The following is a 23625-nucleotide window of genomic DNA, read 5'->3' on the forward strand; positions in this document are numbered from 1 at the left end:
GCCGGGGCGAGCGCTTTAAGTCTCTATCTGATGCCTGTCGTGGTCCCAAAACCGCCGCACAGTTTTGAGCGACATGCACTAATTCTGCAGCCGCCTCTTCAGCCCGTCGATGATCGTCTTGGTCAGCAAGTCGTAATTTTCGTCGAAGTGATGATCGCCGGGCAGCTCGATGACCTCGGCGCCGCTATCCCTAACCGCCGGACAGGCGACATCGTCATCGTCGTCCTTGCCGTAGATGCATTGCACGAGCTTCGGATCGATGTTCTTCAGATCGCCGACGGGATCGCCTCCCGCCCCTTCCGTCTTCTGGCCGAGCCAGCCGAGAACGGAGATGACGTAGTCCACTTGGTGCGAAAGCGACAGCAGCGACAATTGCGCCACCGCCGACTTTTCGGCTGGCTTGAGCAGCTGGTAGGTGGCGGGCACGACATCGGCACCGAAGGAATAGCCGACGAGCAGCACATGCTTCACCTTCCACTGCTTGCGGTAGAAATCGATGATCTTCGAAAGATCGGCAGCGGTCTCCTCCGGCTTGCGCTCGGACCAGAAATAGTGGAGCGAATCGACGCCGACGACCGGAATACCCTCCTTCTGCAGCGTGCCGCCGACCTCCTTGTCGATGTCGCGCCAGCCGCCGTCGCCGGAATAGATCACCGCCATCGTATCGAAGGCCGGCGTTGCCTCGAGCACCGCCAGCGGCAGGCCGAGCGGGTTGCCGAAAGCGCCGGAGGCGGTGACGAGATCGTCGAGCGTATCGGCAAACGCCGTCTGCGCGTCGTCGGTGGAATCGCGGATCTCGATCTCGTCATGGGCCTTCTTCAGCGCCTCGGCATGCGCCCGGCCATCCTTGTTGGCATCAGGCGTGAAGACGGTAATGATCGGGTCCGGCAGGATGCCGTCGCTGAGGCCATAGATGGTGCGTTCGCCGACCACCTGCTTCGACGCCGGCGTGCAAAGCTCCTTGGCAAGCGGAATGCCGGCGACCGGATTAACGGCAAGTGTCTGGCCGATCGTCGCATCCGGTGTTTGCGCCGCGATCGCCAGCGCCAAGGCCCCGCCCTCGCCGATGCCGGCGACGATCGGCAGGTGATAGGCGCTGTTGCCGGTCGCGCGCTGCACTTGCTGGCTCAGCGATTCGATGTCCGAGACCATATAGATGCAGCCGTCGTTGAGGCTGACGTCGTAGCGGCTGAGCGCCTGGATATAGGATGGAAAGTCGACGCCGATGACGACGGCGCCTTCGGCGACCAACCTGTCGGCTTCGCCCTTCTCATAGTCGCCCCAGCCGGCCGCATCCGAGATCAGCATCACCGTGCCCTTCACCTCCCCCTCCGGCAGGAAGATGTGCGGCGACAGAATGAGCCCGGTTTCGAAGCTCTGCGTGGTTTCCTCGGCGGCATCAGCCGGTGCGGCCGCGAGCATGCAGGCGCATGCCGTGGCAAGAAGGATTGTCCTGATCATTTTCTCACTACCCCTTTCAATCCGCCCCCAATCAGAAATGTCGCGTCCATCAACGCGATCATCGGATTGCCTCCTCCGGAGACTGCAAGATAGCGCGGTTGCCAATGCGGATGAAACTTGGATTTGAATGCCCGAAGGCCTTTGAAGTTATAAAAGCGCTCGCCGTGTTCGAAAACGGTGCTGCCAATGCGGTCCCAGACAGGCGCCGCCTCGCGTTTCGACATGCCGGAGAGCGGCGCCATGCCGAGATTGAAGTGGGTGAAACCCTGCCCGCGCAGATATTCCATGATCTGCACGAAGAGAAAGTCCATCGAGCCCTTCGGCGCGTCCGGCGAGAAACGCATGAGATCGATCGTGCCCTCCTGTCTGGATTCGGTCACGAGTATATTGGCGAAAGCGACGATCCTGCCGTCCTTTTTCAGGATGCCGACCGGCTGCGACGAAACATAATCGGAATCGAAGGCGCCGAGCGAAAAGCCCTTTTCCTTGGCATTGTGATGCTCGAGCCAGGCCGTCGAAACGGCGGCAAGGTCATCGATGACCGAAGACACGTCCTGCGGTTCGACGACGGCGAATTGCAGCCCGTCGCGCTGGGCGCGGCTTGCCGTCTGGCGAAGGTTCGCCCATTTGCCGCCTTTCATCTCGAAGGTCCTGAGATCGGCCACCGCCAGTTCGCCGAGCTTGAAGGCGCGCAGGCCGGCATCAGCGCAATGGGACAGCAGCGCCGGCGATATCTGGTAGAACACAGCCCGGCAGCCGGCGGCACGCGCTGCTTCGACGAAACGCCAGACGAGTTCCTGCACGGCACGATGGTCGCCGACCGGATCGAACAGCGCGATCCAGGAGCGGCCCTGCCGGCCATACATGATGAAGGCATCGCCGTTTTCGGAGAACATGATGCTCTTGTCGCCCATGCGCACCAGATTGGCGTCCGCATTGTCCTGCTTCATGACGATCTCGACGGCACGCACCAGCGCCTCGTCCGTCGCCGGTTCCGGCCGGAAGCTTGCCGGACGGAGCAGGCTGAAGACGGCGATCGCCGACGAGATGATGGTGATGCCGAGCACGGCGCGCAGCCCGCGCGGCGCCTCGGCGGTGAATTCGAACTGCCACCAGAGCTGGTTGCTGTATTCGACGTCGCGATAGACGAAGAGCAGGATGACAACGGCGCCGACGACGATCACGGCGATCGCCATCAGCCAGGACGCCGTCAGCGCCTGGTTGAGCAGCGAGGCCTGGCGGGTAAAGAGCCGGCGGCTGACGAAGAGCCCGAAGATGAGGAAGGCGAGAAAAGCGGCTTCGACGAGCGCGACCGCCTTCAGCAGCGACAAAGTCAACGCGGCAAGCGCCGAGAACACGGCCACCCACCAGGCGCCATCGAGCCGCTGGCCGAGGCCGCGCGCGGCGACAACGAGGGCCAGCCCCAGCAGGCTGGAGAGAAAATGCGCTCCTTCGACCATCGGCAGTGGCAGATAGTTGGAGAGGAATTCGAGGTTCTGGTCCGGCGTCGGCGTGACGCTTGAAAACACCAGCATGACGCCGAGCAGCAGTGCGAGAGCCGACAGCAGCTGCGGCATCAGCCGCCCGCCGATGCGCCGCATGCTGGAGGCGGCCGGATGGTCGACGAAGCGCCGCAGCTCCGCCGCCGAGACCGCGAGCACGGCGATCAGCAGCGGCAGCACATGGTAGACCAGCCGGTAGAGCACCAGCGATCCGAGCACGGCATCGATGTTCACCGCGCTGCCGAGCGAGGCGATGATCACGGTCTCGAACACGCCGAGCCCGGCCGGAACGTGACTGAGCACGCCGAGACCGACGGCGATCGTATAGACGGCGAGGAAGACCGGCCAGCCGATGGCCGTCTGCGGCAGCAGCACATACAGTACCGACGCCGAGGCGGCGATATCGAAAGCGGTGACGAGGAACTGCCGCGACCAGGTACGCGAATCCGGCAGGCGGATTGCCACAGGCCCAAGATCGAGCACGCGCCCGTCACGGCCGATAATCATCACCGCGCCCAGAATGGCGACGATCGAACCGGCGATCAACCGCAGGAGGAAGGCGCTGACCCCGATCAGCGGACCGATCTCGTCGGCGATGACGATGAGGGCGATCGCCGCAACGCCCGCGAGCCCGAGACCGAAGGACAGCGTGACGAAGGCGATGATGCGGCCGATATCCTCCGGCGAGAGCCCGAGGCGGGTATAGGCGCGGTAGCGGATCGCACCACCCGAAAGCGCGCCGAAACCGGCGGTATTGCCGACGGCATAGGCACTGAACGCCGTCAGCGCCACATGCGGAAAGGGCAGCTTCTTGCCGATGTACTCGATGGCGTTGAGATCGTAGAAGATCAGCGCGAGGAAACTGAGCGCCGTGAAGAACAACGCAAGCAGGATCGCGCTCGGCCTGGTGGCGGCCAGCGCACCGACGACGTCGTCATAGCGCACCTCGTTGGTGAGCTGCATGATCGCGTAACCGACGAGGCAGAAGACCACGAGTGACGCGGCTGCCAACAGCGGTGTTCTGTACCGTCTGAAGAGCCCGCCGAAAGAAAACCCGTCCGTTTCTTCAATCTCTTCCAAATCGCCGTGCCCCGACATTCGCGTACCTACTGTGACTGCCAGCTGGGCGGGTATCATTTCAGATGACGTAACATGAGAGGCATATAAGCTCTATGAAGCCATGCCGCCGCTACCCCAGCCCTGCCGCCTGCGCCTCAATCATCCTCAATTGGGGCGAATTTGCGCAGACGAGCGTCGCGGCACATTGCATTTTCGTAAGCTTCAGCAGAGCCTTGCCCTCAACGAGATTCGAGACGCGGGAGAACGGTTCGATATGCAAGATGGCCCGGCCTTCGTAATACTTGCCCTCGGACGTCTGCTGCTGGGCGGCCTCTATGTCGCTGGCGGCATTCATCATTTTTTCGTTATCGTGCCGCTGACCGACGCGATCGAAGCTCGCGGCGTCCCTTTTGCGAAAGGAGTGCTGGTCTTGGGCAGCATGTTCCAGATCGTCGCCGGCATCCTGCTGATGCTCGGCCTGTTCGTCGCGGCAGCGGCATTCGGTCTCATTCTCTTCACGCTGGCGGCCACCGTCATGCTGCTGAATTTCTGGGACATGCAGGGAACGGCGCGCGACAGCGCGATCAATACCTGGAAGACAAACATGGCGATCATCGGCGGTCTGCTGATCGCAGCCGCCGGCGCGATGTAAGGCGGTTCATGCCGCCGGCTCGGCGCCTGCCCGTGCATGCGCGGCGTAGCGCGCGACGGCAGCATCCGCCTCCGTCGCGGTCGCCCGCTACCTGCACCGTCGGCTCGGCTATGACGGCGCGCGCTACAGCGCCACGCGTCTTTCGAGAGCCGCAGGACGCTGTAGCACTTTCGATTGTTTCAGGATTTCGCGGCCGGCTTTTCCACATGGCCGCCGAAGCCCGCGCGCATCGCCGACAGCACCTTATTGGCGAATTCGTCATTGTCGCGCGAGGAGAAACGGCCGTAGAGCGCAGCACTCAGCACCGGCGTCGGCACGCTTTCGTCAATTGCCGCCATGATGGTCCAGCGGCCTTCGCCGCTGTCCGAAACCCGGCCCGCATATTTGGCCAGTGCCGGATCGGCATGCAGCGCATCGGCTGTGAGATCGAGCAGCCAGGAGGTGATGACGCTGCCGCGGCGCCAGACTTCGGCGACATCCTGCAGGTTGAAGTCGTATTGGAAATGTTCCGGATGGGCGAGCGGCGCGGTTTCCGCATCCGCCTCGTGCGAGGCAGCGCCGATATTGGCATGTTTCAGAATATTGATACCTTCGGCATAGGCAGCCATCAGGCCGTATTCGATGCCGTTATGCACCATCTTGACGAAATGACCGGCACCATGCGGGCCACAATGCAGGTAACCCTGTTCCGCGGTGCTGACCGCGGCCGCTTCGGGGCTCCGGTTCGGCGAGGCTTCGGTCTTGCCGACGCCGGGCGCCAGCGTCGCGAAGATTGGGGAAAGGTGTTCGACGATGCCCTTCTCGCCGCCGATCATCAGGCAATAACCGCGCTCAAGGCCGAAGACGCCACCGCTGGTGCCGACATCGACATAGTGGATGCCCTTGGTGATGAGGTCGGCGCCGCGGCGGATATCGTCATGATAATAGGAGTTGCCGCCGTCGATGACGATATCGCCATTCTCAAGCAACGGCACCAGGCTCGCCAGTACCTTGTCGACGATCGCCGCCGGCAGCATCAGCCAGATCGCGCGCGGATGGGCGAGCTTCGAGACGAATTCCGCGAGCGAAGCACTGCCGGTCGCGCCGAGGCCTGCGAGCTCGGCAACGCTTTCCGGCCTTGCGTCGTAGACAACGCATTCGTGACCGCCTCGCATCAAGCGCTGGACCATATAATTGCCCATGCGGCCCAAACCAACCATGCCAAGCTGCATAATGAATCTCCTGGAAACCGAAATGAAGTATCGAATCCGGAAATTAGCACCCGCGGTGTGACAGGCAAGCGAAGTCTCGGTCATATTGACGAATGCGACTATTGCGCCTCGCGCACCAGATGCACGATACCAGCCGGATTGACGATCCAGGCGCCGCGCAGATCCTCCGGCAACGCCTCGATCGGATCGCAGCGAATGACACCGGCCCTTTCGAGATGCGCGGCAGCCCTCTCGAGATCCGGTGTCATCAACTCCAGCCAGAGCTCGGCCTGGCTCATCGCCGGCACCTCGTCGATCCAGAGCCGGATCGGCCCGAGAGCGAACAGCGCCGCATCCCCTTCGCCGATCTGCTTGAGGCCGATGACATCGCGATAGAAGTCGACCGTCGCCTGATACTGGTGCGGCGGCACCTTCATCGCAATATCGACGCCGCCATAAAGAAGTTCCGTCATGAGCTTTCTCCTCAAACGTCCGGCGCGCTGGCCGGCTCGCCCTTCATTTCGCTGAGGAACATGCCCTCGCGCAGATTGATGCCATATTCGACGAAGGCCTTCATGCTGCAGAGCATCTGCGTCCAGCCTTCGCAGTTGAGATAGGTGCCGCGCCGGCCGGCCTCGTCCTCGCGCCAGCCGCTCTCCGCAATCGTCACCAGCGTGCCACCATCCTCCAGCGCCTTGAAGTCCATCTCCACCAGCGTCTTGTACGTCGCCTTGTCTTCGCCAGTGCCGCCATCCCAGCGCAGCACGATGCGGCTTTCCGGCACCAGATCGACGACCTCGACCGGCGCATCTTTCCACCAGGTCACCGTCGTGCCCTTCACGAGCGGCGCGCTCGCTCCGCCGATCGTGGTGAAATAGCTGCTGAGTTTCTTCGGGTTGACGACGGCGTCGAAAACCTCGGCGACGGGGCGGCCGATACGGCCGGAAACGCGGATTCCAAGAGACATGACACTTCTCCTCTTCTCCAGTGGGTCTGTTCCATTGTGTTTGGCGCCATTATGTTATAAAAACATAACATGTCAAGCGAATCAACCGACGACCCCGTTTTCAAGGCGCTGGCGCATCATCGCCGCCGCGAAATCCTCGATCTGCTCAAGGACGGCCCTCGAACCACAGGGGCCCTTTGCGAGATGTTTCCGGAGATGGATCGCTGTACGGTGATGCAGCATCTGAAGGTACTGGAAGAGGCTGACCTGCTCATTGCCAGGAAGGAAGGCCGCGAGCGCTGGAACCATCTGAACAGCCTGCCGATCAAACACATCTATGACCGTTGGATCAGCGCCTATGCCGGCCATTCCCTGTCGATTCTCGACCGGCTGAAGGGCGACCTCGAGGGCCAGTCCGAATGATGATCCAGCCGCCCCACAGCTTGCCGGTCGGTCAGCCGAAGCCTTATGCTGGCGAAAACGGCACGGGATCAGGCAGATGACGATATCGGGGGCCGGCATACGCCGCATGCGGCTGCTGCGCAGCATGAAGCAGGAACATCTCGCCGAACTCCTCGGCGTCAACCAGGCGACGGTCTCGCGCTGGGAGCGCGATCAACTCGCTCTCTCGCCCGAACAGGCCATCAAGCTGGAACGGATTTTCGCCTCCCCGCAACATGCAGCAGTCGACGCGGCGCTGAAGCGGCTGGTCGAGGATTCCGTCCGGCCGGTGCATCTGATCTGCGACCGCACCCACCGGCTGCTCTCCGCCTCTCGCCCACGACAGGCGGAGTGGCGGGCGCCGCTCGGCGCCTTTCTCGGCCGTTCTCTGTTCTCTTATGCCTCCGCCGAAATCGCCGCCGCCGAGCAGTCGCTAAAGGAGCGCGGCTGGCATGAGGGCAGGCTCTCGTCGCTGACCCTCGATACCGGCGCCAACGGCAATGCGCTGCTGCCGATCGCAGCCGGCCGCGTGACCTGGGAACGGATCATGCTTTCCGATGGCAGCGCCGGCCGCCTTGTTACGACCATCGGCTAAGCCTCAAGCTTTCCTCCACGCCCATGCATAATTTATGCGTTGTCCGGAGACGTCAGTCTTTATAGCGTCCGCCGCCGAACGGTCAGGGGACGAAGTGATGACGATATTGGTAACGGGAAGTGCCGGCCATCTCGGCGAGGCGCTGATGCGAACTTTGAGGGCGGAAAGCCGCTGGGTGCGCGGTATCGATATCAAGCCCTCGGCTTTTACCGACATGGTCGGCTCGATCAATGATCGCGCCTTCGTCAGGCAGACGATGTCAGGCATCAGCCACGTCATCCATGCCGCGACGCTGCACAAGCCGCATGTGGCAACCCACGACAATTACGATTTCCTCGAGACCAATATCGCCGGCACACTGAACCTGCTCGAAGAAGCCGTCGCCGCAGGCGTTGTCAGCGTCGTCTTCACCAGCACCACCAGTACCTTCGGTGCAGCACTGACCCCGGCTGCCGGCAAACCGGCGGCATGGGTGACCGAGGACGTGCTTCCCGTCGCGAAAAACATCTACGGCGTGACGAAACTCGCCGCCGAAGGTTTGTGCGAACTCTTCGCCCGCAAATTCGGCCTGCCGGTGGTCATTCTCAGAACGTCGCGCTTCTTCCCCGAAAACGACGACGATCCTGACATTCGCAACAGCTATTCGGCAGAGAATGCCCAGGCCAACGAGCTTCTTCACCGCCGCGTCGATATCAGCGACGTGGTCGGCGCCCATCTGCTGGCGCTCGAAAAGGCGCCGGCAATCGGCTTTGGCCGCTACATCATCTCCGCCACGACGCCGTTTTCGGCAAGTGATCTCGCCGCGATCCGGCGCGATGCGCCTCACGTCGTCGAACGACTGTTCCCAGGTGCAGGCGCCCTTTACGCATCACGCGGCTGGAAAATGTTCCCGACACTCGACCGCGTCTACGTCAACGAACGCGCAAGGCGGGAGCTCGGCTGGCAGCCGCGATATGATTTCCGTTTCGTGCTTGATTGCCTGCGCGACAACAGGGAGTGGCGAAGCCCTTTGGCGCTGAATGTCGGCTCCAAGGGCTATCACGACGAGGTCTTCGCCGAAGGACCTTACCCGGTATGCCAAGGACAAGACGACGATCGCCGCTGAGAGCGAAATCGTTGCTCTTTCCGACAAGAACCTTCCTGATGCTCGCTGTCGATCCCGCGTCTTCGCTGAAAATAGAAGGAAAGGGTGCGATCCACGACCACCGATGGATGTTTACGATCCTGGGTGCCTACAAACGTAGGTGGGCGCCGTGTGTCCAGGCCCACGGGCCTGGCCAGGGACAGCTCCCTTTGGATCGAGTATGGCCCCAGGGATTGTGGTTCCTGTCGAGAGGCGCAGACCGCATGGCGATATATAAGGTCGTTTGTGCTGGCGCGCCAGTGGCGACGGAAGGCGGCCCCTATTTAATTGAGATCAATTGAGTTCGGGGGCCGGCCGGCCGTTCAGCTTGTCGGTGATGCCGCGGATGCGGCTCGAAACCTCACTGAGCGCCGCGGCTAGGTTTTCCTCGGTGCGGGCGGTCGCTGCAAGCACCGTATCGCGGTTGCCGCGCAGCGTCTCGAGCTCGGCTTCCAATCCGGCGACGCGGCGCGTCAGTTCGGAAATTTCATCCACAACCATGATGCCGGCCATGACGGTGATCCTGAGATCGCCGATTTCCCCGAACTGATCCTTGAGATGGCCGACATAGCCGTCGAAGCGGTTGGCGAGATCGGTCAGGTGATCCTCCTGCCCTTCTTCGCAGGCCATGCGATAGGCCTTGCCGTCGATCGTAACCGTCACCTGCGCCATGCGAAACTCTCTCTCATCAGCGATCCAGAACCGCGCGGATCGTTTCCATGGCCGTCACCAGCCGCCGCGAGACCTCGCGATTGACCTCTTCCAGCCGGTTGGCGCGGAATTCGGCCTGGTCGAGCTCCTGCGCCAGCCGGGAGCGATCGGCATGCACGCGCCGCACCTCGCCCTCGATCTCGCCCTGCTCGCGCTGGCGCTCGACGCGCATGTCGACGGCGTTTTCGAGGCTCGATATCGCCTGTCTCAATTCGTTGAGCGCTGCTTCCATGGTTTTGCCTGTGGGCATCATGTCTTTCCGATTCCCGCGCAGGATCCGCGAATCGGCACGCCGCGCCGATCCTGCGTTTTCAAAAGGATATGCCGCTCGTAAACGGCCCGTCAATAAATCCTGTCACTTGCCCACCGGCCTATCCTGTGGATGAGCGTTTTACACATGTCCGCCACATCAGATTCGTCATTTGTACAATCGCGCGATCAAATGTCAAAAATCGCCGCTGCACGCCCGGATTTGGCCTGCCATTTATTGACTTGCCCGTCCCAACTGCTATGTCTCTGCCGCTTTCACTCGATGGTCTTGGAGGCTCGAGGCCATCCCCCGACACCCGGAACTTGCGGAAAAGCCATGACCTCTCCCGAACAACACGACCGGATGGCGAATGCGATCCGTTTTCTCGCCATGGACGCCGTTGAAAAGGCGAACTCCGGCCACCCGGGCATGCCGATGGGCATGGCTGACGTGGCGACGGTCCTGTTCACCAAATATCTGAGGTTCGATCCGAAGAAGCCGCACTGGCCGAACCGCGATCGCTTCGTGCTGTCGGCCGGCCATGGCTCGATGCTGCTCTATTCGCTGCTGTATCTGACCGGCTATCCCGATATGACGATCGAGGATCTGAAGCAGTTCCGTCAGCTCGGCTCGAAAACCGCCGGCCATCCGGAATACGGTCATGCCACAGGCATCGAAACGACGACCGGTCCGCTCGGCCAGGGTATCGCCAATTCCGTCGGCATGGCGATTGCCGAACGCAAGCTGCGCGAGGAGTTCGGCTCCGATCTCCAGGATCACTATACCTATGCGATCTGCGGCGACGGCTGCCTGATGGAAGGCATCAGCCACGAAGCCATCGCGCTCGCCGGCCACCTGAAGCTCAACAAGCTCGTCCTGTTCTGGGATAACAACTCGATCACAATCGACGGCGCCGTCTCGCTGTCGGATTCCACCGACCAGGTCGCCCGCTTCAAGGCGGTACACTGGAACACGATCGAGATCGACGGTCACGATCAGGCCGCCATCGCCGACGCGATCGAAGCGGCCCACAAGTCCGACCGCCCGACCTTCATCGCCTGCAAGACGATCATCGGCTTTGGCGCCCCGAACAAGCAGGGCACCCACAAGGTTCATGGCAACCCGCTCGGCGCCGAGGAAATCGCCGCCACCCGCAAGGCGCTGAACTGGGAATCCGAAGCCTTCGTCATCCCGTCTGATGTGCTCGACAGCTGGCGTGCAGCCGGCGCTCGCTCGGCCGACCTCGTCAAGTCCTGGGAAGACGGTCTTGCCAAGGCTCCGGCCAGGGCCGAGTTCACCCGCCGCATGGCAGGCGATCTGCCGGAAGGCTTCGACGCCGCGATCAGCGCATACAAGAAGAAGCTCGCCGAGACCAAGCCGACGGTTGCGACCCGCAAGGCTTCGGAAGACGCGCTCGAGGTCATCAACGGCTTCCTGCCGGAAACGCTCGGCGGCTCCGCCGACTTGACGCCGTCGAACAACACCAAGACCAGCCAGATGCATTCGATCACCCCGACGGATTTCGCCGGTCGTTACATGCATTGGGGCATCCGCGAGCATGGCATGGCGTCTGCTATGAACGGCATTGCGCTGCATGGCGGCCTCATCCCCTATAGCGGCGGCTTCCTGATCTTCTCGGATTATTGCCGCCCGCCCATCCGCCTTGCTTCGCTGATGGGCATCCGCGTCATTCACGTCCTGACGCATGACTCGATCGGCGTCGGCGAAGACGGCCCGACGCACCAGCCGGTCGAGCAGCTCGCCGGTCTGCGCGCCATCCCGAACCTGATGGTCTTCCGTCCGGCCGACGCCACGGAAACGGCGGAATGCTGGCAGATCGCCATCAAGACGCACAACCGTCCCTCGGGCCTTGCTCTGACGCGCCAGAACCTCACGCCGTCCCGCACCGAATACAGCGAAAAGAACCTCTGCGAACAGGGCGCCTACACGCTGGCCGGCAATGCCGACGCCAAGGTGACGATCTTCGCCTCCGGCTCGGAAGTCGAAATCGCCGTTGCGGCGCGTACGGCACTCGAAGCCAAGGGCGTCACCGTCCGCGTCGTATCGGTTCCCTGCACGGAACTGTTCTTCGAGCAGCCGGAAGCCTATCGCAAGGAAATTCTCGGCAACTCGCCGGTCAAGATCGCCGTCGAAGCCGCCGTTCGCGAAGGCTGGGATGCGTTCATTGGACCGGAAGGTACCTTCATCGGCATGAAGAGCTTCGGCGCTTCCGGCCCGGTCAAGGAAGTTTACAAGCATTTCGGCATCACCGCCGACGCCGTCGTTGCGGCCGCCGAAGCAAAGCTTTAATGAGGGCGCCTTGAGGCGCTCTCCATCTCCTCAATTCCAAGCCCTCGCTATCGGGCCCTACTCTATCGGGAGTGAATGAACATGACAGTCAAGGTTGCCATCAACGGTTTCGGCCGCATCGGCCGCAACGTCCTTCGCGCCATCGTCGAATCCGGCCGCACCGACATCGAAGTCGTCGCCATCAACGATCTCGGCCCGGTTGAAACCAACGCCCACCTGCTGCGCTACGACTCGATCCACGGCCGCTTCCCGGCAACGGTGAAGGTCGAGGGCGACACGATCATCGTCGGCAACGGCAAGCCGATCAAGGTCACGGCGATCAAGGATCCGGCAACGCTCCCGCACCGCGAACTCGGCGTCGACATCGCGATGGAATGCACCGGCATCTTCACCGCCCGCGACAAGGCTGCCGCTCACCTGACGGCCGGCGCCAAGCGCGTCATCGTCTCGGCGCCTGCCGATGGTGCCGACCTCACCGTCGTCTTCGGCGTCAACCATGACCAGCTCACCAAGGAGCACTTGGTCATCTCCAACGCGTCCTGCACCACCAACTGCCTGGTACCGGTCGTGAAGGTTCTCGACGACGCCGTCGGCATCGACCACGGCTTCATGACGACCATCCACTCCTACACCGGCGACCAGCCGACGCTCGACACGATGCACAAGGATCTGTATCGCGCCCGCGCGGCCGCCCTTTCCATGATCCCGACCTCGACGGGTGCAGCCAAGGCAGTCGGCCTCGTTCTGCCGCATCTGAAAGGCAAGCTCGACGGCACCTCGATCCGCGTTCCGACCCCGAACGTTTCGGTCGTCGACTTCAAGTTCGTCTCCAAGAAGGCGACCAGCGTTGGCGAAATCAACGAAGCCATCATGGCTGCTGCCAACGGCAAGCTGAAGGGCATCCTCGGCTACACCGACGAGCCGCTCGTCTCCCGTGACTTCAACCACGACAGCCACTCCTCGATCCTCGCAACCGATCAGACCAAGGTCATGGAAGGCAACTTCGTGCGCGTCCTGTCCTGGTACGACAACGAGTGGGGCTTCTCCAGCCGCATGTCCGACACGGCAGTCGCTTTCGCCAAGCTCATCTGAGCGCTCTTGAGGCATCGACATGCAAGCGGCCCGGGAAACCGGGCCGCTTTTTGTTGCCGTGCCTCCAAACGAAGCCAGCCTTCCCGCACTGGCATCTTTTCGCCCCTTGCCCGGGTGAGATCTGTTAGAATACGTCGCCCTGGACATTCCAAAATGCCCAGTTTCCTCACGCCGCATCGGCCACCGGCCAGGTACGGAACGCCAATACCGTGCGTCAGCACTGTCGCCCGCATGAAAATGAGAGAGATGGATGGATTACTTTACCGTTGAAATCGCCGGCCGCGCCATTGCCAGTTTTCGCTCGGAAAATCACGAGGAAGCGACGCATTTCTTCGAGGCGGAAGACTTTCGCGACGATTTGACCGTCCTGGAATCCGAAGGCCAGCCTCTTTGGGACCGCAAAGCGACCCTGAGCCTGCGCAAGGCAACGGCCGAGGAAGCAAGCGAAGTCGAGCACGCCTATGAATTCGACGACGATCCCGAACGGACCATCGAGGACGAGTTCGTCGTTTTCCTGGTCCCGGTCGCGGATCTGACCGACGAGGGCGAGGACACAGAAGACTGAGCGCCGATCCGCACCGGCTTCGCTGCACGGGTTGGCAATCCGCTGGCCAAGCGTGCTAGATTGAAGAAATACGCAGCGCTGCACAATGGCTAATGAGCCAAGGGAGGTGATAAATGGCAGAGGCACAAAAGCGCTTGTCCCATACCACTCTCAAACGGCGGCAGCGGTTTCACCCCAAGCGGGACGTCAGACCTGCCGTGCTGGCAAAGGCCAATCGTCTGGTCATCTCGGCTGCCGCGTTCATTGGCCTCTCGTTTCTCGCCATCGTCATACTTCAGGCAGTGTTGGGATAGCAGAGCAAGGGCCGGCCGGCCGCTTCCGGCACAAACGACAGCCGGCGGCTCTCGCTGGCCGGCCGGCATTTCCACCCGATATCGAAATATCTCAGCGCTCATTTTCCCCTCTCCGCATCCGCGCGTGCAATCCAGTCTTCCCGTGATTGGACAAGGCAAACGGGCCGCGTGAAAGGAGGAGCGTGTCTTATGTTGTTGCCATTCGCAGATACCGGCAGGAAAAATCCGAGCCTGTCTCTTTTGCCCTGCTCTCGCCTGATTTTCCTATACATTCTTTATAGAGACTTTCTCCCGTAGCATTCCGTGTCGGTTGGCCGTCCGGCAGCTCAGCAGCATGAAGCAGCATCGCGACGAGGTTAAGCCGCAAGGCCTACCCTTCTTTGACGTTTTGCCGTTTACTGACGGATCGCCGCGCGTGACGGAGGGGTTGAATAAAGGCGGATCGGCCGGGGCGGCTGTGTTCGCAAAGCAGTCGATGGAAAGGGGTGGGCATGGAAGCGTTCTATATCGTGGTGCTGGTTTCGACGGCACTCGTGCTTCTTGCCGCTTTTTCGAGCCTGCTCGCCTTCCGCTTCGGCGCCCCCCTGCTGCTGCTCTTCCTGATGATCGGCCTTGCCGCCGGCGTCGATGGCCTCGGCATCGAGTTCAGCAACAATTATCTCGCCTATATTCTCGGCTCCATCGCGCTGGCCGTCATCCTGTTCGATTCCGGCTTCGGCACGCCGATACAGGCCTTCCGGCTGGCGGCCGTGCCCTCTCTGGCGCTCGCCTCGGTTGGCGTGCTGATCACCGCCTCGCTCTTTGCCTTCGCCGCCATGTGGCTTTTGAATTTCACCTGGCTGGAAGGACTGCTGCTCGGCTCGATCGTCGCATCGACGGATGCCGCCGCCGTCTTCTTCCTGTTGCGCATCGGCGGCATCAACATCCGCGACAAGGTGCGCTCGACGCTGGAAGTCGAATCCGGCACCAACGACCCGATGGCGATCTTTCTCACCATCGCCCTCGTCGAGGTGCTGGCGAGCGGCGAGCGCTATGCCGGCATCAATATCGGCATGCTCGCCATGTTCGTGCAGCAGATGGGCCTCGGCGTCATTCTCGGCCTGCTCGGCGGCATGATGATCGTGCTGATCGTCAGCAAGCTCGATACCGATCGCGGCCTGACACCGATCTTCGTGCTGGCGCTCGCTCTTCTCGTCTTCTCCTTCACCGGCGCGGTTGGCGGCAGCGGCTTCCTCGCCGTCTATGTTGCCGGCATCTACGCCGGAAACCGCAAGATGCAGGCGATCGGCACCATCAAGCGCTTCCAGGACGGCATGACCTGGCTGGCGCAGATCATCATGTTCCTGGTGCTCGGCCTGCTCGCCACGCCGTCGCAATTCCCTGCCATCATCGTGCCGGCCATCCTGCTCGCCCTCTTCCTGATCTTCGTTGCCCGGCCGTTGGCGATCTGGCTGTCGCTGCTTCCCTTCGATTACACGCAGCAGGAAATCGGCTTCGTTGCCTGGGTCGGCCTGCGCGGCGCCGTCTCCATCCTGCTTGCCATCATGCCGATCCTCGGTGGGCTTGAGAACGGCCAGATCTATTTCAACACCGCCTTCATCATCGTGCTGGTCTCGCTGCTCCTCCAGGGCTGGACGATCAAACCCGTCGCCAAGAAGCTCGGGCTGATCATTCCGCCGCGCATCGGCGCCGTCGACAAGGTCGAGGTCGACCTGCCGGGCGCGGCCAACCACGAACTGCTCTCCTACCGCGTCATCAAGGATAGCCCGGTGCTGCGCGGCGAGCGCATTCCGCGCTGGGCGACCCCGTCGCTCGTCATCCGCGACGGCAAGTCGATGCGCTATCAATATGCCGGGCGGCTGCGCGAGCACGATCTCGTCTACCTCTTCATCGTGCCGAGCTATTCCCGCCTCCTCGACCGGCTCTTCGCCAGCCGGGCGCCTGTCGATGACGACGATGCCGAATTCTTCGGGGCCTTCGCGCTCTCTCCCGCCCGCCCCGCCGCCGATCTCGACGCCGCCTATGGCCCCGGCCTGCTCAACGAATCCGAAAAGGGCCTGACGATCGCCGAATTGATGCGACAGCGTCTCGGCGGCAAGGCCGATTATGCCGACCGCGTCCGCCTCGGCTCGATCATCCTCATCGTCCGCGATCTCGACGAGCACGATCACATCACCTCCGTCGGCATGTCGCTCGAAGCAGTCGAACCGGCAATTACGCTGCCGATCTTCCTCAATCTCAAGGACATCATCCAGCGCATCCGCGACCGGCTGAACGGACGCCGGAAGCGGGAAACCGCGGCCTCCGAAAGCACGCTGAAACCGCCGGCCGGACGCGACGAAGGCACACGCGAAAACGGCCGCTGAACGCCTTGCGTCTCGAATGATCCTTGCTATGTTCGGCGCAACTTTCGCCAACCACGACAGGATCCTCCCCATGCCTTCTTTCAAGACCCTCGACGATCTCACAGACATCCGCGGCAAGCGCGTTCTCGTCCGCGTCGACCTCAACGTCCCGGTGAAAGACGGCAAGGTCACCGATGTGACGCGCATCGAGCGTGTGGCGCCGACGATCCTCGAATTGTCCGAAAAGGGTGCCAAGGTGATCCTGCTGGCCCATTTTGGCCGGCCGAAGGATGGCCCTTCGCCGGATCTGTCGCTGTCGCTGATCGCCCCTTCCGTCGAGGAAGTGCTTGATCATGCCGTGCTGACGGCCTCCGACTGCATCGGCGAAGCCGCCGCCTCCGCCGTTGCCGCGATGAATGACGGCGATATCCTGCTTCTGGAAAACACCCGCTTCCACAAGGGCGAGGAAAACAACGACCCCGATTTCACCAAGGCGCTTGCCGCCAACGGCGACATCTACGTCAACGACGCCTTTTCGGCCGCCCACCGCGCCCATGCCTCGACCGAGGGTCTTGCCCACCACCTGCCGGCCTATGCCGGCCGCACCATGCAGGCCGAGCTGGAAGCACTGGAAAAGGGCCTCGGTGATCCCGCTCGCCCTGTCGTCGCGATCGTCGGCGGCGCCAAGGTCTCCACCAAGATCGACCTGTTGATGAACCTCGTGAAGAAGGTCGATGCGCTCGTCATCGGCGGCGGCATGGCCAATACCTTCATCGCCGCCCGCGGCACCAATGTCGGCAAGTCGCTCTGCGAACATGATCTCGCCGAAACCGCCAAGCAGATCATGATCGAGGCGGCCACCGCCGGCTGCGCCATTATCCTGCCCGAGGATGGCGTGATCGCCCGCGAGTTCAAGGCGGGCGCCGCCAACGAGACGGTCGGTATCAACGCCATTCCTGCCGATGCCATGGTGCTCGATGTCGGCCCGAAATCCGTTGAGGCCATCAATGCCTGGATCGAGCGCGCCGCAACCCTGGTCTGGAACGGCCCGCTCGGCGCCTTCGAGATCGAACCCTTTGATACCGCGACGGTCGCTGCCGCGAAATACGCCGCTGGGCGCACCGTAGCCGGCAAGCTCACCTCCGTTGCCGGCGGCGGCGATACCGTCTCGGCGCTCAACCATGCTGGCGTTGCCGACGATTTCACCTATGTCTCGACCGCCGGCGGCGCCTTCCTCGAATGGATGGAAGGCAAAGAGCTTCCCGGCGTCGCCGTCCTCAACGCCGCCGGATAGTCGGCGCGACTGATTCCGCAGATTTTACATGTGGATAGACCGTGGAAGAAAAGCAGCTTCCGCGGTCTTTTGCTCAGAGGATGAAAAAAATCCCAAATTTTCAAACGATTGAATTGAATTCAATCGTTTCAATGACTTAGCCTTCCATTTTCCTCGCTATAAACTTCTGTTATCCGCGTTCTATATTCCTCAAGTGCCGATGTTTATTGTTGTGGAGAGAACGAAATGAGCGAACGACTGGAAGACATTGCAGTGCAGATGGTTACGGGCGGCCGGGGGCTGCTCGCCGCCGATGAATCGACCTCCACCATCAAGAAGCGTTTCGACACGATCAACCTCGACTCGACCGAAACGAGCCGGCGGGACTACCGGGAGATGCTCTTCCGCTCCGACGAGGCGATGAAGAAATATATCTCGGGCGTCATCCTTTTCGAAGAGACGTTGTTCCAGAAGGCCGCGGACGGCACGCCTTTCGTCGATATCATCCGCGCCGCCGGTGCCATCCCCGGCATCAAGGTCGATACCGGGGCCAAGCCGATGGCCAAATATCCCGCTGAAACCATTACCGAAGGCCTCGACGGCCTCGGCGAGCGCCTCGCCAGATATTATGAAGCCGGCGCCCGCTTCGCCAAGTGGCGCGGCGTCATCGCCATCTCGTCAACCTTGCCGACCCGCGGTTCCGTCCGCGCCAACGCTCAGGCGCTTGCTCGTTATGCCGCACTTTGCCAAGAAGCCGGGATCGTTCCGATCGTCGAGCCGGAATGCCTGATGGACGGAAAGCCGGGCGACCACAATATTGACCGCTGCGCCGAAGTGACCGAATCCACGCTGCGCATCGTTTTTGAGGAACTGGCCGATGCCCGTGTCAACCTCGAAGGCATGATCCTGAAGCCGAACATGGTGATCGACGGCAAGAACGCCCGCAAGGCCTCGGTCGCCGAAGTTGCCGAACGCACCGTCAAGGTGCTGAAGGCGACCGTTCCGCCCGCTGTTCCCGGCATCGCCTTCCTCTCCGGCGGCCAGACGACCGAAGAAGCGACAGCCCATCTTTCGGCGATCAATGCCAGCGGCGACCTGCCCTGGTTCGTCACCTTCTCCTACGGCCGCGCCCTGCAGGACAGCGCGCTCAGAGCCTGGAACGGCAAGCAGGAAAACGTCGCTGCCGGCCAACGCGAATTCACCCACCGCGCCGAGATGAACAGCCTGGCCGCCAAGGGCAACTGGAAGAAAGACCTGGAAAAGGCCGCCTGAGCTTTTGGAGCTTAGGATTTGGGGAGGTGACGGCAAACGCAGCGTCGCTGTTCTTGCTCTTTCCTCCCCTCCCTCATTCCTGTGCTCGTCACAGGAATCCAGTGCGCCCAAGTCCTTGGGCGCGGGAGAATTCTTTCCTTGTATGAGAGTCAATCACGGCGCGGACGCGCCGTGGCTGGATTCCTGTGACAAGCACAGGAATGAGGGAATCCGGAGAGGCGCCATCCTTTCCCATCCGACGAACCGCCAGGGAAATTGCGTAAAAACTCAGCCCAGCGCGCAAGACATCCACCCTCATTGTCACGGCGACAAGAAACCACTTCGTTCCCTCGAAAACCGTGATTACTCATAGCGCCCTGTCACAACAGGAGCCGCCATGAACACCCTCTCCTACGTCACCGTCGATGTCTTCACCTCCACCCGCTTCGAGGGCAATCCGCTTGCCGTCATCTCCGATACGCGCGGTCTGAGCGATGCGGCGATGCAAAAGATCGCTACCGAGTTCAATTATTCCGAAGTCACCTTCGTCCTGCCGCCGGAAAACCCGCAAAATTCCGCCCGCGTGCGCATCTTCACCCCGACGATGGAAATACCCTTTGCCGGCCATCCGAACGTCGGCACCGCCTATGTGCTCGGCCAGCAGGCGGAGATTTTCGGCAAGCCGGTCGGCGATACGCTGCGTTTCGAAGAAAAGGCCGGCATCGTCGAAATCAGCCTGAAACGCAGCGGCGGAAAGGTTGCTGCTGCCGCCATCCGCGCGCCGCAGCCGCTGACGATCGGCGACACCATCGCCGCGGAAACCATCGCCGGCTGCGTCTCGCTCGATCCCGGTGTCATCGTCAGCACCACCCATGCCCCGGTCTTTGCATCCGTCGGCCTGAATTTCGCCGTTGCAGAAGTGAACGGGCTCGAGGCGCTGGCCGCCGTCCGCCCAAACCTTGCCGGGTTCCAGGCAGCTGCCGGCCGCCAGGCGACCAGCGGCCACGACTTCTCGCTCTTCCTCTATGTGAGGAGAGCCGAAAATCCATGGAATATTCGCGCCCGCATGTTCGCGCCCCTCGACAATGTGCCCGAGGATCCGGCAACGGGCAGCGCTTCAGCCGCGCTTGGCGCCTATCTCGTCTCGCTTGCGCTGGAGGCCGATATGAAAGTCCGCATCACCATTGAACAGGGCGTCGAAATGGGCCGCCGCAGCGTCATCACCCTTGATGTCGTGAAATCCGACGGCATCGTCACCGATGTCGTCATCTCGGGGGGCTGCGTTTCCGTCATGCGCGGCGAAATTAGCTTGCAAGACTGACGGTCGCAGCCCGGACAGTACCCCTGCGTTCCACGTAATCCGGGGTTACATCAGGAAATCGCGCGAAAGCAGAGCCACTGCCCATACGGCGAAAGCGATCAGCGCGAGCTTCCAGAAATCCATTCGCCGCCTGAGGCCGGGAAGCCCGAGCGGTTTGATCACTTGTATCGCCATGGCAAGGATGAGCAGCAAGGCTATCAGCTTTGTCATGCTTTATTTTTTCCGTTTTTCGGAATGTCACAGGACGGACATTTTTCCGCGCGAACAAGAGGATCGCGACACGCCGTAAAGATATTCCGGGGCACAATCAATCATCTTGAGGCTGGGCTGACGCAGGTCCTGCCTTATGTCATTGCAAATCGCTAAGACCGAGTCTGGGGAAATGAAGAGAAATCTGCTGTCCGTCGCCGCGCTGCTCTTTGGCACGCTCTTCCTTTTCATGGGCAACGGCCTGCAGGGCATCCTGCTTCCGGTGCGCGGCAATCTCGAAGGCTACGCAACGACGACGCTTGGCCTGCTCGGCACCTCATGGGCCGGGGGCTTCGTCATCGGCTGCCTGGTTGCGCCGAAGATCGTGCGCCGCGTCGGCCATGTGCGTGCCTTTTCCGGCTTCATCTCGGTCATCGCCATCATTGCGCTGGTCAGCGGCATCATCATCGATCCGATCTGGTGGGTGGTCCTGCGCGCCGTCACCGGCTTCTCCACCGCCGGCACGTCGATGATCATCGAAAGCTGGCTGAATGAGCGCGCCAGCAACGAGAGCCGCGGCATGATCTTCTCGCTCTATATCGGCATCACCCTCATCGGCGTCGTCGGCGGCCAGATGATGATCCCGCTCGAGGATGTGCGCACTCCGGTGCTGTTCATGATCTGCGGCATCTTCTATTGCATCGCCATGCTGCCGACGACGCTGTCGACCGCCGCTTCGCCGCAGCCGTTGAAGGCGGTGCGCCTCGACCTGCCGGCGCTCTATCGCAACTCGCCGGTCTCCTGCCTCGGCATCTTGCTCGTCGGCATCGCCAACGGTGCCTACGGCACGCTCGGCGCCGTCTTCGGCGCCGGCGCCGGCCTCTCCGACACCAGCATCGCCGTCATGATGAGCGCCACCATCTTCGCCGGGGCCGTGATGCAGCTGCCGGCCGGCCGGCTTTCCGATCGCATCGACCGGCGTTACGTGCTCGCTGCCATGTCGGGGATCGCCGCCCTTGCCGGCCTGCTGATCTTCCTGCTCCACCCGACGTCCCCCGCCTTGCTGATCGGGCTCGTCGTCCTTTACGGCGCCGTGGCGAATACGCTCTATCCGATCGCCGTCGCCCACGCGAACGACTTCGCGGCATCGGAGGATTTCGTCAAGGTCTCTGGCGGCCTGCTGCTGCTCTATGGCATCGGCACGGTGATCGGCCCGACGCTCAGCGGTCCCGTCATGTCGGCGATCACACCACATGCGCTTTTCCTCGTCACCGCCATCGCCCATGTGCTGATCACCGTTTATGCCATCATCAGGAGCCGCATCCGCGCCGCGGTCCCCGCCAGCGACCGCGACGCCTACACGACGATCCCGACCGGCACCTCGGCGATCCTGACACCGCAAAGCATGTCGCTTGCCGATCGCGGCGCCGGCAAACCTCCCGAAGCCGAAAAGTCTCCCGAAAGCGACGATCCTGCTGTAAAGTTTGGTTAGGCAGCGAACGGAGGACGAACCATGAGCTTCATCGATGATGACCGGCCGCAGAAGAAAGTCGCCCACGAGATCGGCGCCGATCTCTCCATGCTTTCGGTCGACGAATTGAAGGCGCGGGTGGAATTGCTGAAGACGGAGATCGCCCGTCTTGAGGCCGAGGCCGCCCGCAAAGCCTCCGGGCGGCAGGCGGCGGAAAGCTTCTTCCGCTCGTGATCCGATAAAAACCCCGAAAAACAAGGCTATAGGCGGATAAAATAACACGCCTCAAGTCTTAATCTGGCACAATGTTAATAAAATATTAAGCTTTATAAGGTATTACTGTATTCATCCGGATTTCCTCTGGATCTCAGACAGTTTTCCAAGCGGTGAATTGGTCTGATTTTTCTCCCTGTTTTACCTTGAGAGCCGCGTTTGCGGCTCTTCTTTTTCCTATGGCCGGCGCACTTCCACGAAACTGTGGAGATTAACCCTTTCTTAAGAAACGGCTTGCGCATTTGGGCTAATGATACCATCTTAAAGTCATAAAGACCGGCCCTGGAAACTTTTACGTCGGTGCCGGCGTTACCTGAATATATGTAGCTGCGTGCGAACAGGGACTATAGCGATGTCGGAAGTTGGATTGAACACGATCAGTTTTGCAGGCCGCGCCGCTGCATCCTCGCAGTTCAAGGCACTTTATGCGGAAGGCATGTCGCTGGTCGAAGAGACTGCCGCCTATCTCGACGGTCAGGGCCGCGCCGCTTCCAAGGTTCTGCCGCGGATGGCTTCGGTTCTCTACGCCGCGGAATCGATGCGTCTCACCACCCGCCTGATGCAGATGGCCTCCTGGCTGCTGTTGCAGCGCGCCGTCAACAATGGCGAAATGTCCCGTGACCAGGTGCTGGCTGAAAAGAACAAGGTTCGCCTCGACGGCTTCAACGTCGACCGCGCCGCACCCGGCTGGGGCGACCTGCCAGAATCCTTCCGCGACCTCGTCGAACGCTCGCTGCGTCTGCAGAACCGCATTGCCCTGCTTGACCGCGAGATCTACCGCCCGTCCGAAGCGGTGATTGTTCATGACAATCAGAACAGCGTCCAGGCCCAGCTTTCCCTGTTGCAGACCGCCTTCGGCAACAACTGACCGGACTTGCAAGAATTCGAATACAAACCGGCTGCGTCTTACGCGGCCGGTTTTTTCGTTTTGCCGCTCAACACCGGCATCCTTGGAGCGTCCTTTGCACGTCCGAAAAGACGCGCGGCGCTGTAAGCTATTGCGAACGCAAAAAAGCCCGGCGAAACCGGGCTCTTCAAATTCCGTCGAGCAAAAGCGATTAGAGGCCGAGGCCGCCGAAACGCTTGTTGAACTTGGAGACGCGGCCACCGCGGTCCATGAGCTGCTGGTTGCCGCCCGTCCAGGCCGGATGCGACTTGGAATCGATTTCGAGGTTCATGACAGCGCCTTCCGAACCCCAGGTCGAGCGGGTTTCGTACTCAGTGCCATCGGTCATGACCACCTTGATCATGTGATATTCGGGATGGATGCCTGCCTTCATAACAATCTTCCTGCGATACCGGAGTTCAATTT

Annotated in this window: 24 protein-coding genes and 1 other RNA gene; 15 read left to right on the top strand and 10 right to left on the bottom strand. The window is 61.6% G+C overall.

Going from position 1 to position 23625, the window contains the following annotated elements:
• Positions 1-78: 78 nt before the first annotated feature.
• Positions 79-1461 carry a virulence factor family protein gene (locus RWJ89_RS28660; protein WP_316031833.1) on the bottom strand — a complete coding sequence of 461 codons (1383 nt, stop codon included), beginning with the start codon at positions 1459-1461 and terminating at the stop codon, positions 79-81.
• Positions 1458-4061, bottom strand: a complete 2604-nt coding sequence (gene mprF, locus RWJ89_RS28665) for a bifunctional lysylphosphatidylglycerol flippase/synthetase MprF (RefSeq protein ID WP_316031834.1) — start codon at positions 4059-4061, stop codon at positions 1458-1460. Before mprF ends, RWJ89_RS28660 begins: the two co-directional genes overlap by 4 nt.
• A gap of 235 nt (positions 4062-4296) precedes the next feature.
• On the opposite strand from mprF, the gene RWJ89_RS28670 reads away from it, so the two are divergent.
• On the top strand, positions 4297-4674 hold the full coding sequence (locus tag RWJ89_RS28670; protein ID WP_316031835.1) for a DoxX family protein: 378 nt from the start codon (positions 4297-4299) through the stop codon (positions 4672-4674).
• Between the two features lie 179 nt (positions 4675-4853).
• On the opposite strand, the gene gnd is transcribed toward RWJ89_RS28670, so the two are convergent.
• The 3 genes from gnd to RWJ89_RS28685 form a co-directional block, all read right to left on the bottom strand.
• Positions 4854-5885: a phosphogluconate dehydrogenase (NAD(+)-dependent, decarboxylating) gene (gnd, locus tag RWJ89_RS28675; RefSeq protein WP_017962006.1), complete on the bottom strand. Its 1032-nt coding sequence runs from the start codon at positions 5883-5885 to the stop codon at positions 4854-4856.
• 98 nt (positions 5886-5983) lie between these two features.
• Positions 5984-6337, bottom strand: a complete 354-nt coding sequence (locus RWJ89_RS28680; protein WP_168256339.1) for a hypothetical protein — start codon at positions 6335-6337, stop codon at positions 5984-5986.
• A gap of 11 nt (positions 6338-6348) precedes the next feature.
• Positions 6349-6831 (bottom strand): SRPBCC domain-containing protein, encoded by a 483-nt coding sequence (locus RWJ89_RS28685; RefSeq protein ID WP_020051542.1) that lies wholly within the window; start codon positions 6829-6831, stop codon positions 6349-6351.
• Between the two features lie 69 nt (positions 6832-6900).
• On the opposite strand from RWJ89_RS28685, the gene RWJ89_RS28690 reads away from it, so the two are divergent.
• The 3 genes from RWJ89_RS28690 (at position 6901) to RWJ89_RS28700 (ending at position 8951) form a co-directional block, all read left to right on the top strand.
• Entirely contained in the window at positions 6901-7233 is a 333-nt protein-coding gene (locus tag RWJ89_RS28690; RefSeq protein ID WP_168256340.1) for an ArsR/SmtB family transcription factor, read from the top strand.
• A gap of 76 nt (positions 7234-7309) precedes the next feature.
• Positions 7310-7846 carry a helix-turn-helix transcriptional regulator gene (locus RWJ89_RS28695; protein ID WP_231284948.1) on the top strand — a complete coding sequence of 179 codons (537 nt, stop codon included), beginning with the start codon at positions 7310-7312 and terminating at the stop codon, positions 7844-7846.
• A 97-nt stretch (positions 7847-7943) separates the two neighbouring features.
• Positions 7944-8951, top strand: coding sequence for an NAD-dependent epimerase/dehydratase family protein (locus RWJ89_RS28700; protein ID WP_316031836.1), 1008 nt, complete (start codon positions 7944-7946; stop codon positions 8949-8951).
• 84 nt (positions 8952-9035) lie between these two features.
• On the opposite strand, the gene ssrS is transcribed toward RWJ89_RS28700, so the two are convergent.
• From ssrS to RWJ89_RS28715, 3 genes are all read right to left on the bottom strand, one after another.
• Positions 9036-9194, bottom strand: a non-coding RNA gene (ssrS, locus tag RWJ89_RS28705) — 6S RNA.
• A gap of 69 nt (positions 9195-9263) precedes the next feature.
• Entirely contained in the window at positions 9264-9641 is a 378-nt protein-coding gene (locus RWJ89_RS28710; protein WP_316031837.1) for a cell division protein ZapA, read from the bottom strand.
• A gap of 16 nt (positions 9642-9657) precedes the next feature.
• Positions 9658-9933 carry a DUF4164 domain-containing protein gene (locus tag RWJ89_RS28715; RefSeq protein ID WP_012758879.1) on the bottom strand — a complete coding sequence of 92 codons (276 nt, stop codon included), beginning with the start codon at positions 9931-9933 and terminating at the stop codon, positions 9658-9660.
• Between the two features lie 333 nt (positions 9934-10266).
• Between RWJ89_RS28715 and tkt the strand changes: the two genes are divergently transcribed.
• The 8 genes from tkt to RWJ89_RS28755 all read left to right on the top strand — a co-directional run bounded on the left by tkt (position 10267) and on the right by RWJ89_RS28755 (position 20380).
• Positions 10267-12240 (top strand): transketolase, encoded by a 1974-nt coding sequence (tkt, locus tag RWJ89_RS28720; protein ID WP_221996594.1) that lies wholly within the window; start codon positions 10267-10269, stop codon positions 12238-12240.
• 81 nt (positions 12241-12321) lie between these two features.
• Positions 12322-13332 (top strand): type I glyceraldehyde-3-phosphate dehydrogenase, encoded by a 1011-nt coding sequence (gap, locus tag RWJ89_RS28725; RefSeq protein ID WP_024323244.1) that lies wholly within the window; start codon positions 12322-12324, stop codon positions 13330-13332.
• A gap of 250 nt (positions 13333-13582) precedes the next feature.
• A complete protein-coding gene (locus tag RWJ89_RS28730) occupies positions 13583-13897 on the top strand; it encodes a hypothetical protein (RefSeq protein ID WP_027668246.1) in 315 nt (104 codons plus the stop codon).
• A gap of 113 nt (positions 13898-14010) precedes the next feature.
• On the top strand, positions 14011-14190 hold the full coding sequence (locus RWJ89_RS28735) for a hypothetical protein (protein WP_020051550.1): 180 nt from the start codon (positions 14011-14013) through the stop codon (positions 14188-14190).
• A gap of 491 nt (positions 14191-14681) precedes the next feature.
• On the top strand, positions 14682-16556 hold the full coding sequence (locus RWJ89_RS28740; protein ID WP_221947444.1) for a potassium/proton antiporter: 1875 nt from the start codon (positions 14682-14684) through the stop codon (positions 16554-16556).
• Positions 16557-16626: 70 nt separating this feature from the next.
• On the top strand, positions 16627-17829 hold the full coding sequence (locus RWJ89_RS28745) for a phosphoglycerate kinase (RefSeq protein ID WP_316031838.1): 1203 nt from the start codon (positions 16627-16629) through the stop codon (positions 17827-17829).
• A 225-nt stretch (positions 17830-18054) separates the two neighbouring features.
• On the top strand, positions 18055-19080 hold the full coding sequence (locus tag RWJ89_RS28750) for a class I fructose-bisphosphate aldolase (RefSeq protein WP_003542799.1): 1026 nt from the start codon (positions 18055-18057) through the stop codon (positions 19078-19080).
• 376 nt (positions 19081-19456) lie between these two features.
• A complete protein-coding gene (locus RWJ89_RS28755) occupies positions 19457-20380 on the top strand; it encodes a PhzF family phenazine biosynthesis protein (protein ID WP_316031839.1) in 924 nt (307 codons plus the stop codon).
• A gap of 45 nt (positions 20381-20425) precedes the next feature.
• Here the strand turns inward: RWJ89_RS28755 and RWJ89_RS28760 are convergent, their stop codons facing one another.
• The gene (locus tag RWJ89_RS28760; RefSeq protein ID WP_003542801.1) at positions 20426-20590 is read right to left on the bottom strand and encodes a hypothetical protein; all 165 of its coding nucleotides are present in this window, start codon (positions 20588-20590) and stop codon (positions 20426-20428) included.
• 172 nt (positions 20591-20762) lie between these two features.
• Between RWJ89_RS28760 and RWJ89_RS28765 the strand changes: the two genes are divergently transcribed.
• From RWJ89_RS28765 to rcdA, 3 genes are all read left to right on the top strand, one after another.
• Positions 20763-22061: an MFS transporter gene (locus tag RWJ89_RS28765; RefSeq protein ID WP_316031840.1), complete on the top strand. Its 1299-nt coding sequence runs from the start codon at positions 20763-20765 to the stop codon at positions 22059-22061.
• 21 nt (positions 22062-22082) lie between these two features.
• Entirely contained in the window at positions 22083-22274 is a 192-nt protein-coding gene (locus RWJ89_RS28770; RefSeq protein ID WP_003542803.1) for a DUF1192 domain-containing protein, read from the top strand.
• Between the two features lie 391 nt (positions 22275-22665).
• Positions 22666-23181 (top strand): protease adaptor protein RcdA, encoded by a 516-nt coding sequence (gene rcdA, locus RWJ89_RS28775; protein WP_003542804.1) that lies wholly within the window; start codon positions 22666-22668, stop codon positions 23179-23181.
• A 190-nt stretch (positions 23182-23371) separates the two neighbouring features.
• Here the strand turns inward: rcdA and rpmE are convergent, their stop codons facing one another.
• Positions 23372-23593: a 50S ribosomal protein L31 gene (rpmE, locus tag RWJ89_RS28780; protein WP_003542805.1), complete on the bottom strand. Its 222-nt coding sequence runs from the start codon at positions 23591-23593 to the stop codon at positions 23372-23374.
• Positions 23594-23625 lie beyond the last annotated feature (32 nt).

Origin of the sequence: Rhizobium sp. 10PS4 (genome assembly GCF_032464805.1) — a bacterium.
Classification (GTDB): Bacteria; Pseudomonadota; Alphaproteobacteria; order Rhizobiales; family Rhizobiaceae; genus Rhizobium; species Rhizobium laguerreae.

What these genes read in the sequence shown, in the direction of transcription:
- RWJ89_RS28700 (WP_316031836.1), top strand. Translation starts at nt 7,944, where the DNA reads ATGACGATATTGGTAACGGGAAGTGCCGGCCATCTCGGCGAGGCGCTG.
- RWJ89_RS28695 (WP_231284948.1), top strand. Translation starts at nt 7,310, where the DNA reads ATGACGATATCGGGGGCCGGCATACGCCGCATGCGGCTGCTGCGCAGC.
- mprF (WP_316031834.1), bottom strand. Translation starts at nt 4,061, where the DNA reads ATGTCGGGGCACGGCGATTTGGAAGAGATTGAAGAAACGGACGGGTTT.
- RWJ89_RS28740 (WP_221947444.1), top strand. Translation starts at nt 14,682, where the DNA reads ATGGAAGCGTTCTATATCGTGGTGCTGGTTTCGACGGCACTCGTGCTT.
- RWJ89_RS28735 (WP_020051550.1), top strand. Translation starts at nt 14,011, where the DNA reads ATGGCAGAGGCACAAAAGCGCTTGTCCCATACCACTCTCAAACGGCGG.
- RWJ89_RS28690 (WP_168256340.1), top strand. Translation starts at nt 6,901, where the DNA reads ATGTCAAGCGAATCAACCGACGACCCCGTTTTCAAGGCGCTGGCGCAT.
- RWJ89_RS28715 (WP_012758879.1), bottom strand. Translation starts at nt 9,933, where the DNA reads ATGATGCCCACAGGCAAAACCATGGAAGCAGCGCTCAACGAATTGAGA.
- RWJ89_RS28670 (WP_316031835.1), top strand. Translation starts at nt 4,297, where the DNA reads ATGCAAGATGGCCCGGCCTTCGTAATACTTGCCCTCGGACGTCTGCTG.
- RWJ89_RS28755 (WP_316031839.1), top strand. Translation starts at nt 19,457, where the DNA reads ATGAACACCCTCTCCTACGTCACCGTCGATGTCTTCACCTCCACCCGC.
- RWJ89_RS28730 (WP_027668246.1), top strand. Translation starts at nt 13,583, where the DNA reads ATGGATTACTTTACCGTTGAAATCGCCGGCCGCGCCATTGCCAGTTTT.
- rcdA (WP_003542804.1), top strand. Translation starts at nt 22,666, where the DNA reads ATGTCGGAAGTTGGATTGAACACGATCAGTTTTGCAGGCCGCGCCGCT.
- RWJ89_RS28685 (WP_020051542.1), bottom strand. Translation starts at nt 6,831, where the DNA reads ATGTCTCTTGGAATCCGCGTTTCCGGCCGTATCGGCCGCCCCGTCGCC.
- RWJ89_RS28660 (WP_316031833.1), bottom strand. Translation starts at nt 1,461, where the DNA reads ATGATCAGGACAATCCTTCTTGCCACGGCATGCGCCTGCATGCTCGCG.
- RWJ89_RS28770 (WP_003542803.1), top strand. Translation starts at nt 22,083, where the DNA reads ATGAGCTTCATCGATGATGACCGGCCGCAGAAGAAAGTCGCCCACGAG.
- tkt (WP_221996594.1), top strand. Translation starts at nt 10,267, where the DNA reads ATGACCTCTCCCGAACAACACGACCGGATGGCGAATGCGATCCGTTTT.
- RWJ89_RS28765 (WP_316031840.1), top strand. Translation starts at nt 20,763, where the DNA reads ATGAAGAGAAATCTGCTGTCCGTCGCCGCGCTGCTCTTTGGCACGCTC.
- rpmE (WP_003542805.1), bottom strand. Translation starts at nt 23,593, where the DNA reads ATGAAGGCAGGCATCCATCCCGAATATCACATGATCAAGGTGGTCATG.
- gap (WP_024323244.1), top strand. Translation starts at nt 12,322, where the DNA reads ATGACAGTCAAGGTTGCCATCAACGGTTTCGGCCGCATCGGCCGCAAC.
- RWJ89_RS28710 (WP_316031837.1), bottom strand. Translation starts at nt 9,641, where the DNA reads ATGGCGCAGGTGACGGTTACGATCGACGGCAAGGCCTATCGCATGGCC.
- RWJ89_RS28750 (WP_003542799.1), top strand. Translation starts at nt 18,055, where the DNA reads ATGAGCGAACGACTGGAAGACATTGCAGTGCAGATGGTTACGGGCGGC.
- RWJ89_RS28680 (WP_168256339.1), bottom strand. Translation starts at nt 6,337, where the DNA reads ATGACGGAACTTCTTTATGGCGGCGTCGATATTGCGATGAAGGTGCCG.
- gnd (WP_017962006.1), bottom strand. Translation starts at nt 5,885, where the DNA reads ATGCAGCTTGGCATGGTTGGTTTGGGCCGCATGGGCAATTATATGGTC.
- RWJ89_RS28760 (WP_003542801.1), bottom strand. Translation starts at nt 20,590, where the DNA reads ATGACAAAGCTGATAGCCTTGCTGCTCATCCTTGCCATGGCGATACAA.
- RWJ89_RS28745 (WP_316031838.1), top strand. Translation starts at nt 16,627, where the DNA reads ATGCCTTCTTTCAAGACCCTCGACGATCTCACAGACATCCGCGGCAAG.